The sequence below is a fragment of the Arthrobacter sp. MYb227 genome (assembly GCF_002975435.1).
Lineage (GTDB): Bacteria > Actinomycetota > Actinomycetes > Actinomycetales > Micrococcaceae > Paeniglutamicibacter.
In genome coordinates this window covers 762501-780367 of record NZ_PCPT01000001.1, presented here as the reverse complement: position 1 = coordinate 780367, position 17867 = coordinate 762501, and the positions used below count along the sequence as shown (strand labels likewise).

The window sequence follows — 17867 nt, the reverse complement described above, 5'->3', positions numbered from 1 at the left end:
AACTTAACGCGTAAGGACCCGGCCACCGGCCGGGTCCTTACTCATCACGAGCGGGCGACGGGAATCGAACCCGCGTGTCCAGCTTGGGAAGCTGGCGCTCTACCATTGAGCTACGCCCGCGATGCGCCGAGAAGCCTAATGACCGCCCGGGCTAAAACAGCATATCCCAACGTAGGGGCAGATAACCTAATCCATCAGCGGAGTGTCATCGATGGTGCTGGGAATTGGTGTTTTTTTGCTACGTAGAAATGGTTTGCTCAGCGGCTCTACAACGCGTGTGGCAATGGGCCCCAGCACCGCTAGAAGCAACACATAGGCAGTTGCCAGAGCCGCAAGTTCACCGGTAATGGCTCCCGAAGCAACGGCCAATCCGGCGATGACAATCGAGAATTCACCACGTGCAATCAAGGCAACGCCGGCGCGCAAGCGACCCGGAATACCAATTCCTGCACGTTTGGCGGCCCAAGCACCGGTGGCGACCTTGGTCAGCGATGTCACCACGGCAAGTGCTATGGCCATCGGTAATACTGCGGGGATGGTCGTTGGATCGGTATTGAGCCCAAAAACAACGAAGAACATTGCGGCAAAAAGATCGCGCAGCGGTTCAAGAACCTTGGTTGCCGAATGTGCTGTTGAACCAGAAATGGCAATGCCCAGCATGAACGCACCAACCGCTGCCGAGACCTGCAATGCGGAGGCAAGTCCGGCCACCAGCAGGGCCGCACCAATGAGTTTGAGCAGGAAATTTTCTCGGTCCGAGGAATGTATAAGCCGCGAAATTTGTGGACCAAAGCGCAACGCAGCCAGCAAGACAAGGGTGATGGTTGCCAATGCGATTCCAACGGCTCGCAAACCACCCAGGAAGCTCAGCCCGGCAAGTGTCGCCGTGAGGACCGGAAGATAGACGGCCATGGCTAGATCTTCAAGAACCAAGATGGAGAGGACTACGGGAGTTTCACGGTTACCTAAACGGCCGAGATCCGAAAGTACCTTGGCAATAATGCCCGAGGACGAAACATAGGTGACGCCACCAAGAACCAGTGCCCCGGTAAATCCCCACCCCATGATCAGGGCAAGTGCCACGCCCGGGGTAAAGTTCAGGACCAGATCCACAACACCGGCTAGCCACGAACTTTTAAGACCCGTGACAAGTTCGCGAGCGGTGTACTCAAGTCCCAGCATCAACAACAGCAATATGACGCCGATTTCACTGGCAATGACACCAAATTCCGTGATGCCAGCAAGGTTGATGATTCCACCATTACCAAAAATTAGTCCGCCGACAAGATACAGCGGTACCGGAGACATCCCAATTTTGGCCGCTAGGCGCCCTAAAAGGCCTAAGCCCAAGAATACTGCGCCCAATTCAACCAAAATTAGTGCTGTCTCATCCATTGCGCGGAGTCCGCCTATCCGTCGTTAATGAGGTGGGCGGCGTTTTCGAGACCGGCGGAGGTGCCAACGATGATCAGCACGTCCCCTGCATTGAGTTCAAAGCCGGGGGTGGGGGAGGGGAACACCCTCCCGCTGCGGGAAATTGCTACAACCGATGCACCGGTACGGGTACGCAGGTGGGTGTCGCCTAGGGTTTGATTTACATACGGGCTTTCGTGGCTCAGCACGAATTGTTGGGTGTTGACACCGGGTAGATCGCGGTGTTGGTCGGTGAGCTGGGTGACCAATTGAGGTGCGCCAAGCATCGCCCCAATGGCACCTGCTTCTTCAACGCTCAATGGGATTGCCGCAGCGCACGCATCTGGATCTTCTCGTTGGGAAATGATCAATTGCATGGTTCCATCACGCAGGATCACCACGCCCACCCGGCGGCCCGACGCAAGGGTAATTTCACGCCGGACACCGAGGCCGGGCAGCGAGGTATCTTCAAAATTCATGCCTCAACTCTACGCCTGCTCAGCGTGTTCTTTGAGACGTACGGTTGCCACGAAGTACGTGGCGGAAGTTAGGCGCTGGTGCCCTTAAAAGTTCCATCGGCATTGAAGTCTTCACGAATGGTTTTGACGCCTTCGGCATCAATCTCAAAACTCAATGGGTGGCCCGGGTTAATGACAAAGCCGGTGTCAATCAGGGAGCGAGCAATGGTGGCCCCGAGTACCTGAACTCCGTAAGGTGCGGCATCGATGTAGGTGCCCGGGATACGCGAAAGGTCGGTAAATAGGGCAATGACCGGCTGCCCCGCAGCATTTTGCAGCAACATTGGCTGGGCGTTTTTGGTTTCGCCAGTGACCTTTTCACGGCTCAGGAAATAGACCTCGGCCCGCATGAAGGAGGCGATGACCTGGCCGCTGAGGGCCGGATCGTTCTGTCCGGCACGGATCATCATCTCAAAATGGGTGATCGGTTCATTGATGTCACGGGTGGTTTGTGGCTGTGTACCGGTGATGTTTTCATCGGTGGCGGACTCGGTCTTTGAATGCTGGTTCTCTTCGCTCATGCACCCAAGCATGTCTATATTGCGGGCACCGGCGCAACCCGATGTCCGGTTGACCGTGGAAGCGGACTAAACTAGGTAGATACGTTTTGAATCTTTTGCGAGGAAGCCTCATGCCCGAATTCCAGTACGAAGACCTGCTGCCCATTGGGGCGGACGAGACCACTTACCGCCAGATTTCCACCGAGGGTGTCCGCACCATCGAGGGACCGGGCGGCCGAACGTACCTTGAGGTTGACCCCGAGGCACTTGAATTATTGGCAACCACCGCGTTGCACGATATCTCTCACTACCTGCGTCCCGCTCACCTGCAGCAGCTACGCAATATCCTCGATGATGAGGAAGCCAGCCCCAACGATAAGTTTGTGGCACTAGATCTTTTGAAGAACGCAAACATTGCGGCCGGTGGCATCCTGCCCATGTGCCAGGACACCGGTACGGCAATTGTTATGGGTAAGCGCGGCCAACAGGTTCTCACCCAGGGTCCCGATGAAAAGGACCTTTCCAAGGGCATCTATGACGCCTACACCACGTTGAACCTGCGTTACTCGCAGCTGGCTCCGTTGACCACCTGGGAAGAAAAATCCACGGGAAACAACCTGCCAGCGCAGATCGAGTTGTACGCGGACACCACCCCGGGGAACGAAAACCAGTACAAGTTCCTTTTCATGGCCAAGGGCGGTGGATCGGCCAACAAGTCGTTCCTCTACCAGGAGACCAAGGCAATCCTCAACGAGAACTCAATGTTGAAGTTCCTCGATGAGAAGCTGCGCGAATTGGGCACCGCTGCCTGCCCGCCGTACCACCTCTCCATCGTCATTGGTGGGACCAGTGCAGAATTTGCGCTGAAGACCGCCAAATACGGTAGCGCCAAGTACCTGGATAATCTGCCAACTACCGGGGCTATGACCGGACGCGGTTTCCGCGATACCGATCTTGAAGAAAAGGTCCTGGAGCTGACCCGTAACTTCGGTATTGGGGCCCAGTTCGGCGGAAAGTACTTCTGCCACGACGTGCGCATCGTGCGTTTGCCGCGCCACGGCGCCTCATTGCCGGTGGCAATAGCAGTTTCTTGCTCGGCCGACCGTCAGATGCTTGCCAAGATCACCCCGGAAGGCGTGTTCGTGGAGCAGCTGGAAACCGATCCAGCCCGCTTCATGCCAGATGAAGAGCACCCGGCCATCACCGCACACGACGATGAGACCGACGGGGTTACCGGTACCGGTGGGTCCTCGGTGGTAAAGATCGATCTGAACAAGCCAATGGATCAGATCCTTGCCGAATTGACCAAGCACCCGGTCAAGACGCGTTTGTCACTGACCGGTCCGCTGGTGGTAGCTCGCGATATTGCTCACTCCAAGATCAAGGAAATCCTTGATGCGGGGGAAGAAATGCCGCAGTACCTCAAGGATCACCCGGTCTACTATGCAGGTCCTGCCAAGACCCCAGAGGGTATGGCCTCGGGTTCCTTCGGCCCAACTACCGCCGGACGTATGGACTCGTATGTGGATCAGTTCCAGGCGGCGGGTGGCTCGATGGTGATGTTGGCCAAGGGTAACCGTTCCAAGGCAGTGACGGATGCTTGTAACGAGCATGGCGGCTTCTACTTGGGTTCCATTGGTGGCCCCGCTGCTCGTTTGGCCCTTGATTGCATCAAGAAGGTTGAGGTCCTTGAATACGAGGAGCTTGGCATGGAAGCAATCTGGAAGATTGAGGTTGAGGACTTCCCAGCATTCATCGTCGTTGATGACAAGGGTAATGACTTCTTTGCCGAAACCTCGAAGCCTACCTTTACCGGTATTCCGATCCGCACCAAGTAAGGATGCCTTGATCCGCCTTGTGGGTCAAAGCTAAATTCATAAAATTGCGAAAGGTGCCGGTTCACTTGGTGAACCGGCACCTTTCGCATGTCCAAGAATATTCTCACGGTGTACGCTGCAGCGTCCTACACCTTAGCCCTGGATCGTCAAGACAATGAGCAGCACGTTCAATGAAATCAGTGCCAACGAAACCAGCGCGCCCGCGGCAGTAGTAAACCACTTGTTAGCGTGCGCTCCCATGACGCTGCGCCGGGCCGTGAGATTCACCAGAGGAATCAGCGCAAAAGGAATGCCAAAGGACAAAGCCACCTGAGAGACGATCAGGGCGAATGTTGGATCGATGCCGGCGGCAAGAATGATCAGGGCTGGGGTGAGGGTAATAAGTCTGCGGACGAGGATTGAAATTCGACGGTGTAATAATCCATCCATGATCTCGGCCCCGGCATAGGCACCGACCGCAGTGGAGGCCAGACCGGAAGCCAGCAATCCAACGGCGAATAATGTTGCAATGACCGGGCCCAAAGCATGGTTGATTGCCGCATGGGCACCCTCAAGAGAGCCGGTACCTTCAACTCCTGCAAGGTTTACCGCTGCTAACAAAAGCATTGCCACGTTCACCGATCCGGCGATCACCATGGCCACCGAGACATCCCAGCGGGTTGCCTTGAGCAATCGGGGAATGCTGTGAGCCTTGGGAGTGGAGCCGAACCTGTCGCGAGCCAATGATGAGTGGGCATAGATTGCGTGTGGCATGACGGTTGCACCAAGGATCGATGCGGCAAGTAGCACCGAGTTTGAATCGGCGAAGCGTGGAACCATACCACCGAGTACGTGTGCGGCTTCCGGCGGGGCAATGATGACTCCGGCGCAGAAGCCCACGGCTATCACGAGCAATAGGGAGATGACTATGCGTTCAAAGACCCAGGGGCCCTTGCGTGATTGAATCAGGAGCAATCCCATGGAAATTACCCCGGTAATGATTCCCCCTAGTAGCAGTGGCAAATCAAAGAGTAGGTAGAGGGCAACTGCCCCACCAATGACTTCTGCAATATCGGTTGCCATGGCAACGGCTTCGGCTTGTAACCAGTAAGCGATACGACCAGCTTTGGTTCCGAAGCGATCTCGGAGTGCCTCGGGAAGTGATTTTCCGGTGACGACACCGAGTTTTGCCGAAAGATATTGGACCAGCCAGGCCATGATATTTCCGCTAATGACCACCCAGACAAGTAAGTAACCGTATTGGGCGCCTGCGCTCATATTTGCCGCAACATTGCCTGGGTCAAGATAGGCAACGCCGGCTACGAGAGCTGGGCCGAGAAGCCAGAGGAGTCTTTTGGTCGGGGGTAGGGAAGTGGATCCCCGCGCGGTGTCGGCGGCAACATCGGCGCCGAGAATATTTTTAGGCATGTCTAAATCGTAGCTTATTTTAGGCGTGCCTAAAACAGTTTTGCGTGGGATAATTCCTCGTACGACGCACCAGTGAAGACCAGAAATGCCCGGTACCTCAGGAGGCACCAGACATTTAAGAAGAGCTGCAAATTATCGGAATACTAAAAATTACCGTGCGAAATCGTAGCCGACAGACCAGTCGCGGTAGGGAGGCAAGAAGCGAAGCACCATGAGCGATTCCCGCTGTTCCTTGATTTGGGCTTCGGTCAACGGCTTGATTTTTGATGCCTTGACCAACGCCGCATGATAATCCTCGAAGGTCTTAGCCTGAGAACTCTTCATCGCTTGCGCGTGTTCAACGCCAATATAGCGAAGGTGCCAAGGCTCGTACTTGTAGCCGGTGGTCTTTTCCCCATCCGCGGGATAGCGAATAATAAAACCGAAACGCTGCGCATTTTCGGCCAGCCACTTACCGCCAGCTGTTTCGCCAAAGCAAGCCTTAAGATCGCATGAGCTATTGGCTAGCCCTAGGTCAGCGGATAAACCAAGCTGGTGTTCACTGGTTCCTGCCGGGGCCGAAATGCGCGTCGCATAATCCAGGCCGTAGCGAGCCTTGTATTGGTTGAATAAGGATTTTTGACGCTCAAAGGAACGATAGGCACTCAGCATAGTGAGCGAATGACCATCTTTGCGGCCAGCCTTGAGCAAATCTTCCAAGGCAGTTGCTGCTCCATTGCGCAGCTGGTCACCCGAGCCTGCAACCGTACGTAAATCCTTGGGAAGGTAGTTCTCTGGTTTGAGCGGATTGGTTCTGCTGACCAATACCAGCAACGATGCCGGATCCTTGGTGAGTTCATCGGTGGTTGGAGGTTTTGTTTTCTTATCGCTTGAAACCACTGGGGCTAACTGCACGGCTGCCTGTGCCGGTGCGGCCCCAAGGGCACTCACCAACACGGTCATACCGAGAAGCAGGGCAGGAAGGCCGCGACGTAACGAAAACACATTAACCTTTCATGTGCCAAATAAAATCAGAGATCACTTTCAGGATAGCCGTTGAACCTTTGAAAAACTGCAGAACCGGGTCAAAAACACGAAGCTAAATCCGGTGGTGTGGAAAAGTCATTTGCAGCACAACCTAGCAATGGATGCCGGTCGGTGAGCATAAATGGGATATTTTGGGAGATGTGCTGATTTCTGATGGTGATATTCGACGCGAACTCGCGGCTGACCGTATAAAGCTTGACCCCTATGATCCGGAGATGATCCAGCCGGCAAGTGTGGACGTGCGGCTCGATAGGTTCTTCCGACTCTTCGACAACCACAAGTATGCCCACATTGATCCATCCCAGGATCAACCGGAACTGACTCGTTTGGTGGAAGTCGACCCCGACGAACCCTTCATCCTTCACCCGGGCGAATTTGTTCTCGGATCCACCTATGAGACGGTGACCCTTCCGACCGATATTGCTGCGCGGCTCGAAGGCAAGAGCTCGCTAGGCCGCCTTGGCCTTCTGACACACTCCACTGCCGGGTTTATCGATCCAGGATTCTCCGGTCACGTGACCCTTGAACTTTCCAATATGGCAACATTGCCAATCAAGCTCTGGCCAGGTTCAAAAATTGGCCAGCTATGTTTCTTCAAGCTTTCTTCCCCCGCTGAACACCCTTATGGTTCCGGCGCCTATGGAAACCGTTACCAGGGACAGCGTGGCCCCACGGCCTCACGTAGCCACTTGAACTTCCACAGGTCAACTCTGGAAAACTAAACCTCCAGCGCACAATGCGCACACAAAAATGATGGCATGGGCACCGAAATCGTTTCCCATGCCATCATTTTTTGTGTTTGGAACGGCTTGCGCCGCTAAGAGATCAAGCCCAAGGAGCGAACCAAATCTCTTTCCTCACGCAGTTCCCGAAGTGAAGTATCAATCCGTGCTCGCACACCGGTGGAAAGTTCGAGGTCTTGTTCAATCTGCCACCCGGACCCGGTACTGCGTACCGGGAATGAGCTAATCAATCCGGGGTCAATGTCATAGGAACCCTCCGAAACTATTGCGGCGGAGGTCCACGAATCTGCGGTACCCCCAACCCAATCGTGGATATGATCCACCGCAGCCGCAGCGGCGGATGCGGCTGAGGATGATCCACGAACTTCGATAATCTCGGCGCCGCGTTTGGCGACTCGTGGAATGAATACTTCCTCGAGCCACTGTTCAACGGAGGCCGTACCCCCAAGCTTCTGCGCAAGAGCCTGCACCAGCGGTATCTTGTTGCCGTCCGGTTGACGTAGTAAGCCATGTGAAATATCTGGAACTTGAGCGGCCGAATGGTTTCCCCAGATAGTCACGTTAGAAATTGAGTAGACCGGCACGTTGAGCGTTGCCGCCAATTGTGCAAGGGCTCGGTTGTGATCCAGTCTTGTCATTGCCGTGAACCGTGAGGCAGGGACATCCGGAGCATGTGCCGAAGCGATCAATGCATTGGTGTTCGCGGGGTTTCCAACGACCAAGACTTTAACGTCATCGGCGGCATAATCGTTGATAGCTGCACCCTGCGGCCCAAAAATCGCACCGTTGGCTTGCAATAAATCACCACGCTCCATCCCTGGGCCGCGTGGTCGGGCACCAACTAGTAAAGCAATGTTGGTTCCATTAAAGCCGGCGGCAGCATCGGTGGTGACGGCTATTGAATCTAGGGTTGGAAATGCGCAATCCTGGAGTTCAAGAGCCGTTCCCTCGGCTGCCTTTTGGCCGGTAGGGATTTCAAGGAGTTGTAGACGTATAGGTATTTCCGGTCCCAGCATGGCTCCAGAGGCAATCCGGAAGAGAAGGGCATAACCAATTTGGCCACCTGCGCCGGTGACTGTGACAGTAACGGGGGAAGAAGGACTCATGGAATCATCGAACCATGAGCTACCCATCGATGTCACTGCTTTGGTGGTAGACGTCGAGTAGTTCCCCCTAAACGATGGCTAATTCTGGGACGTATGGCCCAGTAAACGCGGTGCGCGGACCGGCAAAAGTAGTAGGAACCCAACAAAGAGCACCGCGATAATCCCTAGGATTCCGTAGCGTTGGGCCTGTTCTACGTGCGGAGCCGCAAGAGCAATTGCAACAGCGAATAGGGTGGGGGCCAAGAAACTGACAGCACGCCCGGTGGTTGCATAGAGACCAAAGAGTTCGCCTTCTTCTCCCGCCGGGGCCAACCTTGCCAAAAATGCACGGCTCGAAGACTGTGCGGGTCCCACGAAGAGGCACAACAACAAGCCAAAGACCCAGAATCCGGTGCCTGTCTGCGAGAAGAAAACACCCATTCCCGCAATAATGAGGCCAATCAGTGAGCCACTAATGACGTTTTTCGGTCCAATCTTGTCATCTAACCAGCCGCCAATCATTGCTCCGATGGCTGCAACAACGTTGCCAACAATGGCGAAAATGATGACCTTGGTCAGCGGGAAGCCAAAGGTACCTGCGGCAATAACCCCGCCGAAGGTGAACACTGCTGCCAATCCGTCACGGAACACCGCACTTGCAAGGAGGAAGTAGAGGGTGTGCCGGTCTGTTCTCGCGATCGCTACGACCTTGCGCCATAGTTCTTGATAAGACTGCAGAATTGTAAAACGCGGTCCCCCAGGGGTACCAGGAATTTCGGGAACGGCAAAGAGTACCGGCAAACCAAAGCCCAGGAACCACACGGCAGAAAATACCGCTACCAGGCGCAGGTTCAAGGCGTTCTCTTCTGAGGCTCCAGCCCAAGGGAATAGGGGAGTGACAAGTGTGAACAGGACTATGGCCAAGGCAACAATGCCGCCGAGATAGCCCATGCCCCACCCGAAACCAGAAACCTTGCCCACGGTGGCAGGAGTGGAGATTTGCGGAAGCATTGCGTTGTAGTTCACCGAGGCGAACTCGGAGAAAATCGAAGCCAGAGCGATGAGCGTGACCCCAAAGATTAAGAATCGCGGTTCGGGAAAAACGAAGAAGCATGCTGCGGTCAGCACCGCCACGATGACAGTATTGACGCCAAGCCAGAATCTCCTCCGACCCCCGGCATCCGAACGTAATCCCATCACCGGTGCGAGCAACGCAATCGCCAAACCTGCAATTGCCAAAGCATTACCCAAAACCACCGAATTAGAATCGGTATTCCCAAATAAATCACTGGTTAAATACACCGTGAAAACAAAGGTTGTCATCACGGCATTGATTGCCGCAGAACCCCAATCCCACGAGGCCCATGCCAGTATGGTTTTAGTGATGACTTTCTGCCCGCTTGCGGGTGCTTGCGCGTTGCTTGGAAACTCGCTCATGGCTGCATCGTAGCCGTATTGGTGGCCCACAAGGTGAACCTGAGGCAGAAATTGATGCTTTTGTGTCGTAATCAAATATTTGTAAGTACGTTAACGTATGAGCGCTTCAGAGAATTCCCGCAGGTGAAAAGAGCCATTTACGGTCCGTAATTGCGCGGAAAAGTCCGTGCTGGCTGGTAAGATTGGGACTCTTACCTTGACCATTTGTTGCCAGATTTCTGGCCGCGCTGACCCCAGGAGAAGTGTTGCTCCTCGTCCTGTTCGCGCTCTTTGCCGTGGCCGGTATTGCCCCACTGATTTTCCGGAAACTTGGCCGTTCAACTTTCTATGTGTTGGCCGCTGTTCCTGCCGCTGCCTTTGTGTGGCTTTTAGTAAATTTCAAGTCATTTACCTCCGCACAGCAAACTGCTGCAAGCGGTGAACCGAATGCACCGCCTTCGGTCACGCATTCGTGGATTGGTCCACTGAACATTCACCTAGATTTCCGCATGGACGCATTAGCTGCGATCCTTTGCCTTCTGGTGTTGGGTGTTGGCGCATTGGTGCTCTTCTATTGTGCGCGGTACTTCAAGAACGAAGACCCACACATCGGTACCTTCGGTGCCCAACTTCTTGCCTTCGCCGGTGCCATGTTTGGTTTGGTGACCGCCGACGACATGATCATGTTGTTCATCTTCTGGGAAATTACCACGATCCTTTCCTACCTGCTTATCGGATTCAACAGAACCCGCATGAGCGCTAGGCGTTCGGCGCTGACGGCCTTGATGGTCACCACCTTTGGTGGGCTGACAATGCTCGTTGGTTTGGTCATGCTGGGTGAGGCCGCAGGAACCTATAGGATCTCCGAGATCTTGGCCATGGCGCCGGAACTCGTGGCAACCGGGACGTTCATTGACGTTGCAATTGTTTTGGTCTTGGTTGGTGCAGTCTCCAAATCTGCGCTTGTCCCATTCCACTTCTGGCTCCCGGGCGCGATGGCAGCACCCACCCCGGTATCTGCATATCTACATGCGGCGGCCATGGTCAAAGCGGGCGTATACCTAGTAGCCCGTTTCGCACCAGGGTTCAACACCACCTCCTACTGGGAACCCATGCTGCTGGTGCTGGGACTTGCCACGCTGCTCATCGGCGGCTGGCGTGCCTTGAAACAACACGACCTCAAACTGGTGCTGGCCTACGGGACCGTGTCCCAACTTGGTTTCCTGATCCTGATCATGGGGCTCGGAAACGCTAACGCAGCACTTGCCGGCATGGCCATGATGCTGGCGCACGGCTTCTTCAAGGCAACGCTGTTCTTGGTAGTTGGCATCATTGACCACAAATCCGGAACCCGTGACATACACCAGCTCTCCGGGCTCTATAAGAGTTCCCCGGTCTTGTTCGTCGTTGCTGCGCTGGCCGCAGCTTCAATGGCCGGGGTCCCACCCATGCTTGGTTTTGTTGCCAAGGAATCGGTCTACGAGGCACTGCTGGAATACGCGCATGGTCATGGAGTCTTAGGCAATGTCCTACTGGTTGCCGTGGTGCTTGGCGCCATCATGACCTTCGCCTATGCTGCACGCTTCCTCTGGGGAGGCTTTGCCAGCAAACCAGGAATGAGCCCAACCCCGTTCCCCAAGGTCCCAGCACTTTTCTTGGCCCCGCTGGTAGTCCTTACCGGCGCGACAGTTATTTTTGCGTGGATTCCGCAGGTACTGGAAAACATCATTTCTCCCTATATTGGGCTGTTCCCACCCGTTGAAAAGTCAATTCACTTAGGTCTCTGGCACGGCTTGGTCCCGGCCTTGGGACTCAGTGTGCTGACAATGATTGCCGGTTCTTTGCTCTTTATTGCCAGAGAAAAGATTTTTGCTTTCCAAAGCAAGCTTCCTGCCCTCTTTGATGCAGAACGGGATTACAAACACATAGTCAATGGCGTGGATAACCTGTCTATTTGGCTTACCGGTCGCACACAGCGTGGTTCACTTTCCTTCTACCTTGTCGTGATCCTGAGTGTTGCCTTGCTGGTTCCTTCGGGAGTTTCGCTCTGGTTCAGCACCCCGACACCCGGAAACTTTATTCCCTTTGATACCCCCGCCCAATTAGTGATTGGTGTCATCATCATCATTGGTGCCATTGGTGCGGTGCAGGCAAACCGAAGATTCCTTGCCGTGCTCATGGTGTCGGTGACCGGCTATGGAATGGCAGCAATCTTTGCGCTTCAGGGCGCACCGGACCTTGCCGTCACCCAGCTGCTTGTAGAAACCATTGTGCTGGTCGCCTTCGTGTTGGCACTACGAGCCCTGCCTGTTGAATTGTGGGCCAAGAACCCCACCGGTCACCGGCTAGGCAGAGCCCTCATTGGCATTGGCTTTGGTGCCTCAATGGTTTACATTGCTGCAACTTCAATGGCTTCACGGGTAGCCGATCCAATCTCCCTTGCTTATCCAGAACTTGCCTACACGGGTGGTGCGGGCAAGAACATTGTGAACGTCACCCTCGTTGATATGCGTGCTTGGGACACCTTTGGTGAAATTACGGTACTTGCTGCAGCGGCCACCGGTGTTGCCTCGCTGATCTTCGTCCGTGGACGTGGAGACTTTAGGCAGCGTGCATCAAATGTCGCCGAAGGCTCCGTTGACCATGGCTCCGAAGCCATCGGTACCGACGGCCGCAGCCGTGCGGGGCTGGCAGTTGCCCGGAAATTTGCAATCTCTTCGCGTGAATCTTGGCTTGTCGCCGGCCATACACTGGCACCGGAACGCCGCTCGATCACCTTTGAGGTTGTCACCCGGTTGCTCTTCCACACCATCCTTTTGGCCTCCATTTACGTGCTACTGACCGGGCATAATACCCCGGGCGGTGGTTTCGCCGGTGGTCTGCTTGCCGGGCTGGCGCTGACCATGCGTTACCTTGCCGGAGGCCGTGTAGAACTTGCCGAATCCACACCCATTAGCCCCGGCACCATGATGGGCTTGGGCTTGGGTCTGGCTTCGCTTAGCGCGGTGGCACCGTTGATCTTTGGTTTCCAAATGTTCTCCTCGGCGGCCATCGAATTCACCTTGCCATTGTTTGGCACCCACAAGTTTGTCACCTCAACAATCTTTGATATTGGCGTGTACATGGTGGTGGTGGGCCTCGTGATAGACGTGCTGCGCTCGCTCGGCTCGGAAATCGATGACCGTTCCGAGGGCCGGAGTCCCACAGATATTCACGACACAGTTTCAGGCGCCGATACGGGAGTAGGACGATGAGTACAAATGTCACCCTGCTCATAGTGATGGGCGTGCTCTTCGCTGTGGGAATCTACCTGTTGCTAGAACGCAGCATGACCCGGGTCCTGTTGGGCATTGTGCTGCTGGGTAACGGAGTGAACCTCCTACTGCTCTCAACCGCCGGAGCGCGCGGAAAGGCACCGATCTACGAACCGGGAATTGATCCCGGAGATTACACCGACCCGCTACCTCAAGCGCTCACGCTGACGGCGATTGTTATTACCTTCGCGGTCACTGCGTTCATGCTTGGCATCATCTATCGTTCGTGGGTGCTCTCCAGCGCCGACACCGTTGAAGATGATGATGAGGACTTGCGCGTTGGTCAGCAGTCGCCGTTCGACTTTGAAGAAGACTCACCAATCCCGGAAGACACTTCCGAATTCGATGGTGATGAGGACACTCAAGCAACAACTAAGAACCCAGGGGAGGCACGCGCATGATCGATGCACCATTGAGCGCAGTGTCATTTGCGCCGCTTGCTGTTGCTTTACCCATCTTTGGCGCGGCACTTGCCTTTATTTTGCGTCGCCACAAACGTAGCCAACGCCTCGTCACCATCGGGTTTTTGGTCATCACGCTGCTGCTTGAAATCTGGATGCTGGCAACGGTTTGGGATGGCGGCACCTACTCGATAACCCTGGGCGGATGGGCGCCACCCTTTGGCATTTCCATGGTTGTTGATGGTTTCTCTGCATTCATGCTTGTTGTCTCATCCGTGGTTTCCCTTGCGGTGCTGCTGTATGCAACAAGCCAAGGCATGGCGGACGGGGATGAAGACGGACCGGTTTCCGTCTTCCACCCCGCGTATCTGATTCTGGTTGCCGGAGTCTCTAATGCATTCCTTGCCGGAGACCTCTTCAACCTTTATGTCGGCTTTGAAATTCTGTTGACCGCCTCCTACGTGTTGCTCACTTTGGGTGGCACCAACGAACGAATCCAGGCGGGCACCACCTATGTGGTGGTATCCGTGGCATCCTCGGTGCTGTTCCTGATTGCCATTGCCATGATTTACGCGGCAACAGGAACCGTGAACATGGCCGATCTGGCGGTGAAACTGCCAGAAATTTCTGCCGGTACACAAATGGTGTTGCACGTGATGCTGCTGGTGGCCTTCGGTATTAAGGCGGCAGTCTTCCCGCTGTCCTTCTGGCTACCGGACTCCTATCCGACGGCTCCGGCCCCGGTCACCGCCGTGTTTGCCGGGTTGCTGACCAAGGTTGGCGTGTATGCAATCATTCGTACCGAAACATTGCTGTTCCCCGGTGGGGATTTTTCAACGCTGCTCATGGTTGCCGCGGGGCTCACCATGCTTGTAGGAATCTTGGGTGCAGTTGCCCAGACCGACATTAAACGTATGCTTTCTTTCACCCTGACCAGCCACATTGGTTTCTTGATCTTTGGTATTGCGCTGGGTAGCCAGCTGGGTATGTCGGCAACCATCTACTACGTGGCACACCACATTGTTGTGCAGACCTCGTTGTTCCTGGTGGTCGGGCTCATTGAGCGCCGTGCGGGAACCTCAAATATTGATCGGTTAGGTTCCTTGGCAAGGCTTTCGCCGATCCTGGCGGTGCTCTTCTTTATCCCGGGCATGAACCTTGGCGGTATCCCACCGTTCTCAGGTTTCCTAGGAAAGCTGGGACTGGTACAGGGCGGTGCCGAGCTGGGCAGCCCGTTGGCGTGGACCCTGATCGGGGTATCGCTGCTCACCTCGCTGCTGACCTTGCTGGCCATCGCCCGTGTCTGGAATAGGGCATTTTGGCGCAGGGCAGAGGACGCAACGGATCCAGATCCATTGCTGTTGGTCGGTGTTGAAGCGGCCCGCGGCGCAACCTACGACATCGTTGCCGATGAACCGGCAAGCCGTTATAGCGACCGCGGCAACACGGCACTGCTACCCAATGGCATGGTAGCCATGACCGCAGCATTGGTTGCTGTGGGTCTTGCCCTGACAATCTTTGCCGGACCATTGTTCGCATTCAGCGATCGAGCCGCGGCCGAAATCATTAACAGCGGAAACTATATTGAAGCAGTGCTTGGATCAACATCTCAGGAGGCACGATGAGCCCGGTAGAACGACTCAGTGATGCTAAAAATGAGAGTGGCCAACGTCAGCGCGCGACGCTGCGCCAAGAACTGCCGTTGCTGCTCTGGATGGTTCTTGTCTGGGGCGCGCTCTGGCAGGACTTTAGCCCGGGAAACTTGGTCTTTGGACTGATTCTCTCGCTCATAGTTGTCAACGTTTTTCAGCTTCCGCCGGTGATCCTCTCGGGCCGATTCAATATTTTTAGGGCAGTGACGTTTCTGGGACGTTTCCTCTGGGATGTTGTACTCGCAAGTTTTGAGGTCATGTACCTTGCAATCTTCCGTGGCCCAAAAACCAAGAGTGCGGTGATCGCGGTGTGTTTGCGTACCGAATCCGATCTCATCATGACCGGTGTAGGTCACGTACTGACGCTGGTGCCGGGCTCTTACGTTGTGGAGGTCGACCGACGTTCCTCGACTTTGTATTTGCATGTGTTAAACGTCAATGCGCCAGAGGATGCCGAGCAGGCTCGCCAGGACGTCATGGACATTGAAGCACGCTTAATCCGCATGATGGGAAGCAAAGAAGAACTTGAGGCCTTGAACGCTGAACCCAAACACACAAAATCTAAGACTAAAAAAATCAGCGAGGAAGGAAAACCATGAGTGTAGTCTTATGGATTTGCGGGACGATACTTTCAATTGCCGCGTTCCTGACAATCATCCGGCTGATTAAAGGACCTTCGATTCTTGAACGTGTGATTGCCACCGATGTCCTCTTACTCATTGTTTCGGCAGCGTTATGCATTGACATGACCGTCAACAAACACACAAATAACTTGGTCTTTGTGGTCCTTGCTTGCCTGGTGGGGTTCATTGGTTCGGTAACCGTCTCACGGTTCGTCACGGACCGGAGGAACGCCTAATGTTGGACACCATTATTGACGTTATAGCCTCGATTTTTATGATCCTTGGCTGTTTGATGTCCCTGGCCGCGGGCATTGGTATGCTCCGCTTTCCAGATCTACTCTCGCGGATGCATGCGGCAACTAAACCTCAGGTGCTAGGACTCTTCTTGCTGCTCGCCGCCTTGGGCCTAGAACTACGTAGCTGGGTGATTGTTCCGGTGCTGGCCTTGGCATGGATTGTTCAATTACTTACCGCACCGGTATCTGCTCATATGGTGGGCCGTGCCGGGTATCGAACCCGCCACTTGAAGCGGGAGACCCTGCTGACCGATGAGCTGGCAACTGTTGTTGCCGCAGCCGCGGCACGCGAACGCAAAGAAAACGGTGAAGACACCGAATCGAATCGTGCGGACTTCATCGACTAAAACAAGTTGTTGATTGTGCAGCGCGAAGGACAATTCAATGCCTGCGACAATAGATGCTAGAAATTCAGATTATGACGTTTTATGGAGAAGGACCCGAAGTCGCTTCGGGTCCTTCTCCATAAAATTGGGCGTGTGCTAGGAGTTCTTGGCGAACTTGGTGATTGCCTTTTGAGCTCCACGATCGGTTAGCACCTGAATGATCGCAGCTGTCACCGCCGAAAGGACGGCAAAGCCAATGGCCTGGCGCATTGTGGCCTCGGCTTGGGCTTCCTTGTTTCCGTGCTTGGGCGGTTGCTTACCGGTGAAACCAATCCAGACCTTGTCAACGATCTTGCCACCAACAAATCCTGCGGCGATAGTAATCGCCGGGCCGAGTAGTTTCATCAAGCTATTCATGGAGGTTCACTTTCGGTGTTTTGCGGCAACGTTACAGACCCAAGCATAGCGTGATGTACCATGACAGGACTGAAACAAATCACGACAGGGGAGCGCCGCGCGGTGAATTACCGCAAACGGCGCTGAGAGTGCGGAAGACCGCAGACCCTCGAACCTGCCCCGGCTAGTACCGGCGAAGGAAGTCGAGTTCTCAGGGGTGCGCACCATGCGTTTTCCCTTCCCCTCCTTGTATCCAAGGAGGATCAACACCATGAACACCATCACTCAGCCCCACGGCGGTAGTGCTACAAAACCCAAAAACAACAGCTGGCGTGTTGTCGACATCGTCATTGCCGCGGTCATCGCCGTGTCATCCGGTGTCATCTTCTGGGCCTGGAACAATACTCACCACGTCTTAGATTTCTTGTTCCTCGCCTTTCCGCCATCTTCGGCACTCCTTGCCGGCATGTGGCTCTTCCCCGCAGTTCTGGGTGGGCTGATTATCCGCAAGCCAGGTGCCGCACTTTTCTGCGAACTTGTTGCTGCAAGCGTCAGCTCCCTACTGGGCTCGGAATTTGGTCTCACTGTTTTTGCCTCGGGAATCATTCAAGGCCTGGGTGCCGAGGCAGTCTTTGCCGCGTTTAGATACCGTCGTTGGAACCTGCCGGTAGCCCTGCTTGCCGGTGGACTGACCGGACTGCTGGGCGGCATCAATGACGCATTTATCTTCCGCTGGTTCCCCGAATACACCATGAGCATGCAGCTGACCTACGTTGGCTTCATGACGGTTTCGGGCATTGTAATTGCCGGCTTACTTTCCTTCTTTGCTACCCGGGCATTGGCCAAGACCGGTGCACTTGCGGCCCTGGCTAGCCGCAAGGCAGCAACCGAATCTTTGCTGTAAAGGGAACCG

The 17867-nt window shown here is 54.9% G+C and carries 17 protein-coding genes, 1 tRNA gene and 1 riboswitch; of the genes, 9 read left to right on the top strand and 9 right to left on the bottom strand.

The features are described from left to right. Positions 1-49: 49 nt before the first annotated feature. The 4 genes from CQ018_RS03730 to CQ018_RS03715 form a co-directional block, all read right to left on the bottom strand. A tRNA-Gly gene (locus tag CQ018_RS03730) sits at positions 50-120 on the bottom strand. Between the two features lie 66 nt (positions 121-186). Continuing rightward, positions 187-1395, bottom strand: coding sequence for a cation:proton antiporter (locus CQ018_RS03725; RefSeq protein WP_105548578.1), 1209 nt, complete (start codon positions 1393-1395; stop codon positions 187-189). A gap of 14 nt (positions 1396-1409) precedes the next feature. Beyond that, the gene (locus CQ018_RS03720; protein WP_105548577.1) at positions 1410-1892 is read right to left on the bottom strand and encodes a cation:proton antiporter regulatory subunit; all 483 of its coding nucleotides are present in this window, start codon (positions 1890-1892) and stop codon (positions 1410-1412) included. Between the two features lie 68 nt (positions 1893-1960). Then, complete coding sequence (locus CQ018_RS03715; RefSeq protein WP_181149705.1) at positions 1961-2452, bottom strand: SseB family protein; 492 nt, start codon at positions 2450-2452, stop codon at positions 1961-1963. A gap of 110 nt (positions 2453-2562) precedes the next feature. On the opposite strand from CQ018_RS03715, the gene CQ018_RS03710 reads away from it, so the two are divergent. Further along, complete coding sequence (locus CQ018_RS03710; RefSeq protein WP_105548575.1) at positions 2563-4269, top strand: fumarate hydratase; 1707 nt, start codon at positions 2563-2565, stop codon at positions 4267-4269. A gap of 132 nt (positions 4270-4401) precedes the next feature. Here CQ018_RS03710 and CQ018_RS03705 read toward each other — a convergent pair whose 3' ends face one another. After that, positions 4402-5676 carry an Nramp family divalent metal transporter gene (locus tag CQ018_RS03705; protein ID WP_105548574.1) on the bottom strand — a complete coding sequence of 425 codons (1275 nt, stop codon included), beginning with the start codon at positions 5674-5676 and terminating at the stop codon, positions 4402-4404. A 150-nt stretch (positions 5677-5826) separates the two neighbouring features. Further along, on the bottom strand, positions 5827-6660 hold the full coding sequence (locus CQ018_RS03700) for a D-alanyl-D-alanine carboxypeptidase family protein (RefSeq protein ID WP_105548573.1): 834 nt from the start codon (positions 6658-6660) through the stop codon (positions 5827-5829). A 182-nt stretch (positions 6661-6842) separates the two neighbouring features. Between CQ018_RS03700 and dcd the strand changes: the two genes are divergently transcribed. Next, positions 6843-7424: a dCTP deaminase gene (dcd, locus tag CQ018_RS03695; RefSeq protein WP_105548710.1), complete on the top strand. Its 582-nt coding sequence runs from the start codon at positions 6843-6845 to the stop codon at positions 7422-7424. Positions 7425-7519: 95 nt separating this feature from the next. Here the strand turns inward: dcd and CQ018_RS03690 are convergent, their stop codons facing one another. Together CQ018_RS03690 and CQ018_RS03685 are read right to left on the bottom strand one after the other, a co-directional pair. Next, positions 7520-8551: a malate dehydrogenase gene (locus CQ018_RS03690; protein ID WP_105548709.1), complete on the bottom strand. Its 1032-nt coding sequence runs from the start codon at positions 8549-8551 to the stop codon at positions 7520-7522. A 78-nt stretch (positions 8552-8629) separates the two neighbouring features. Then, positions 8630-9967: an MFS transporter gene (locus CQ018_RS03685; RefSeq protein ID WP_105548708.1), complete on the bottom strand. Its 1338-nt coding sequence runs from the start codon at positions 9965-9967 to the stop codon at positions 8630-8632. Between the two features lie 245 nt (positions 9968-10212). Between CQ018_RS03685 and CQ018_RS03680 the strand changes: the two genes are divergently transcribed. From CQ018_RS03680 to mnhG, 6 genes are read left to right on the top strand one after another with little or no spacing between them, the layout of a single operon-like run. Beyond that, positions 10213-13200: a Na+/H+ antiporter subunit A gene (locus tag CQ018_RS03680; RefSeq protein WP_105548707.1), complete on the top strand. Its 2988-nt coding sequence runs from the start codon at positions 10213-10215 to the stop codon at positions 13198-13200. After that, on the top strand, positions 13197-13661 hold the full coding sequence (locus CQ018_RS03675) for a Na(+)/H(+) antiporter subunit C (protein ID WP_105548572.1): 465 nt from the start codon (positions 13197-13199) through the stop codon (positions 13659-13661). Before CQ018_RS03680 ends, CQ018_RS03675 begins: the two co-directional genes overlap by 4 nt. Next, positions 13658-15286 (top strand): Na+/H+ antiporter subunit D, encoded by a 1629-nt coding sequence (locus tag CQ018_RS03670; protein ID WP_105548571.1) that lies wholly within the window; start codon positions 13658-13660, stop codon positions 15284-15286. The genes CQ018_RS03675 and CQ018_RS03670 overlap by 4 nt, the downstream gene beginning before the upstream one ends. Next, entirely contained in the window at positions 15283-15912 is a 630-nt protein-coding gene (locus CQ018_RS03665; RefSeq protein WP_105548570.1) for a Na+/H+ antiporter subunit E, read from the top strand. The genes CQ018_RS03670 and CQ018_RS03665 overlap by 4 nt, the downstream gene beginning before the upstream one ends. After that, positions 15909-16172 carry a monovalent cation/H+ antiporter complex subunit F gene (locus tag CQ018_RS03660; protein ID WP_105548569.1) on the top strand — a complete coding sequence of 88 codons (264 nt, stop codon included), beginning with the start codon at positions 15909-15911 and terminating at the stop codon, positions 16170-16172. Before CQ018_RS03665 ends, CQ018_RS03660 begins: the two co-directional genes overlap by 4 nt. Beyond that, the gene (gene mnhG / locus CQ018_RS03655; RefSeq protein WP_105548568.1) at positions 16172-16579 is read left to right on the top strand and encodes a monovalent cation/H(+) antiporter subunit G; all 408 of its coding nucleotides are present in this window, start codon (positions 16172-16174) and stop codon (positions 16577-16579) included. Before CQ018_RS03660 ends, mnhG begins: the two co-directional genes overlap by 1 nt. A 135-nt stretch (positions 16580-16714) precedes the next feature. Here the strand turns inward: mnhG and CQ018_RS03650 are convergent, their stop codons facing one another. Then, positions 16715-16975, bottom strand: a complete 261-nt coding sequence (locus CQ018_RS03650; protein WP_105548567.1) for a DUF4235 domain-containing protein — start codon at positions 16973-16975, stop codon at positions 16715-16717. Positions 16976-17051: 76 nt separating this feature from the next. Further along, positions 17052-17173, top strand: a riboswitch (TPP riboswitch). A gap of 52 nt (positions 17174-17225) precedes the next feature. Between CQ018_RS03650 and CQ018_RS03645 the strand changes: the two genes are divergently transcribed. After that, positions 17226-17858 (top strand): ECF transporter S component, encoded by a 633-nt coding sequence (locus CQ018_RS03645; RefSeq protein WP_105548566.1) that lies wholly within the window; start codon positions 17226-17228, stop codon positions 17856-17858. Positions 17859-17867 lie beyond the last annotated feature (9 nt).

Excerpts from the sequence above, each read along its gene's own strand:
- CQ018_RS03645 (WP_105548566.1), top strand. The coding sequence starts at position 17,226 with ATGAACACCATCACTCAGCCCCACGGCGGTAGTGCTACAAAACCCAAA.
- CQ018_RS03665 (WP_105548570.1), top strand. The coding sequence starts at position 15,283 with ATGAGCCCGGTAGAACGACTCAGTGATGCTAAAAATGAGAGTGGCCAA.
- CQ018_RS03685 (WP_105548708.1), bottom strand. The coding sequence starts at position 9,967 with ATGAGCGAGTTTCCAAGCAACGCGCAAGCACCCGCAAGCGGGCAGAAA.
- CQ018_RS03650 (WP_105548567.1), bottom strand. The coding sequence starts at position 16,975 with ATGAATAGCTTGATGAAACTACTCGGCCCGGCGATTACTATCGCCGCA.
- CQ018_RS03675 (WP_105548572.1), top strand. The coding sequence starts at position 13,197 with ATGAGTACAAATGTCACCCTGCTCATAGTGATGGGCGTGCTCTTCGCT.
- CQ018_RS03660 (WP_105548569.1), top strand. The coding sequence starts at position 15,909 with ATGAGTGTAGTCTTATGGATTTGCGGGACGATACTTTCAATTGCCGCG.
- CQ018_RS03690 (WP_105548709.1), bottom strand. The coding sequence starts at position 8,551 with ATGAGTCCTTCTTCCCCCGTTACTGTCACAGTCACCGGCGCAGGTGGC.
- CQ018_RS03720 (WP_105548577.1), bottom strand. The coding sequence starts at position 1,892 with ATGAATTTTGAAGATACCTCGCTGCCCGGCCTCGGTGTCCGGCGTGAA.
- CQ018_RS03670 (WP_105548571.1), top strand. The coding sequence starts at position 13,658 with ATGATCGATGCACCATTGAGCGCAGTGTCATTTGCGCCGCTTGCTGTT.
- mnhG (WP_105548568.1), top strand. The coding sequence starts at position 16,172 with ATGTTGGACACCATTATTGACGTTATAGCCTCGATTTTTATGATCCTT.
- CQ018_RS03715 (WP_181149705.1), bottom strand. The coding sequence starts at position 2,452 with ATGAGCGAAGAGAACCAGCATTCAAAGACCGAGTCCGCCACCGATGAA.
- CQ018_RS03705 (WP_105548574.1), bottom strand. The coding sequence starts at position 5,676 with ATGCCTAAAAATATTCTCGGCGCCGATGTTGCCGCCGACACCGCGCGG.
- CQ018_RS03725 (WP_105548578.1), bottom strand. The coding sequence starts at position 1,395 with ATGGATGAGACAGCACTAATTTTGGTTGAATTGGGCGCAGTATTCTTG.
- CQ018_RS03710 (WP_105548575.1), top strand. The coding sequence starts at position 2,563 with ATGCCCGAATTCCAGTACGAAGACCTGCTGCCCATTGGGGCGGACGAG.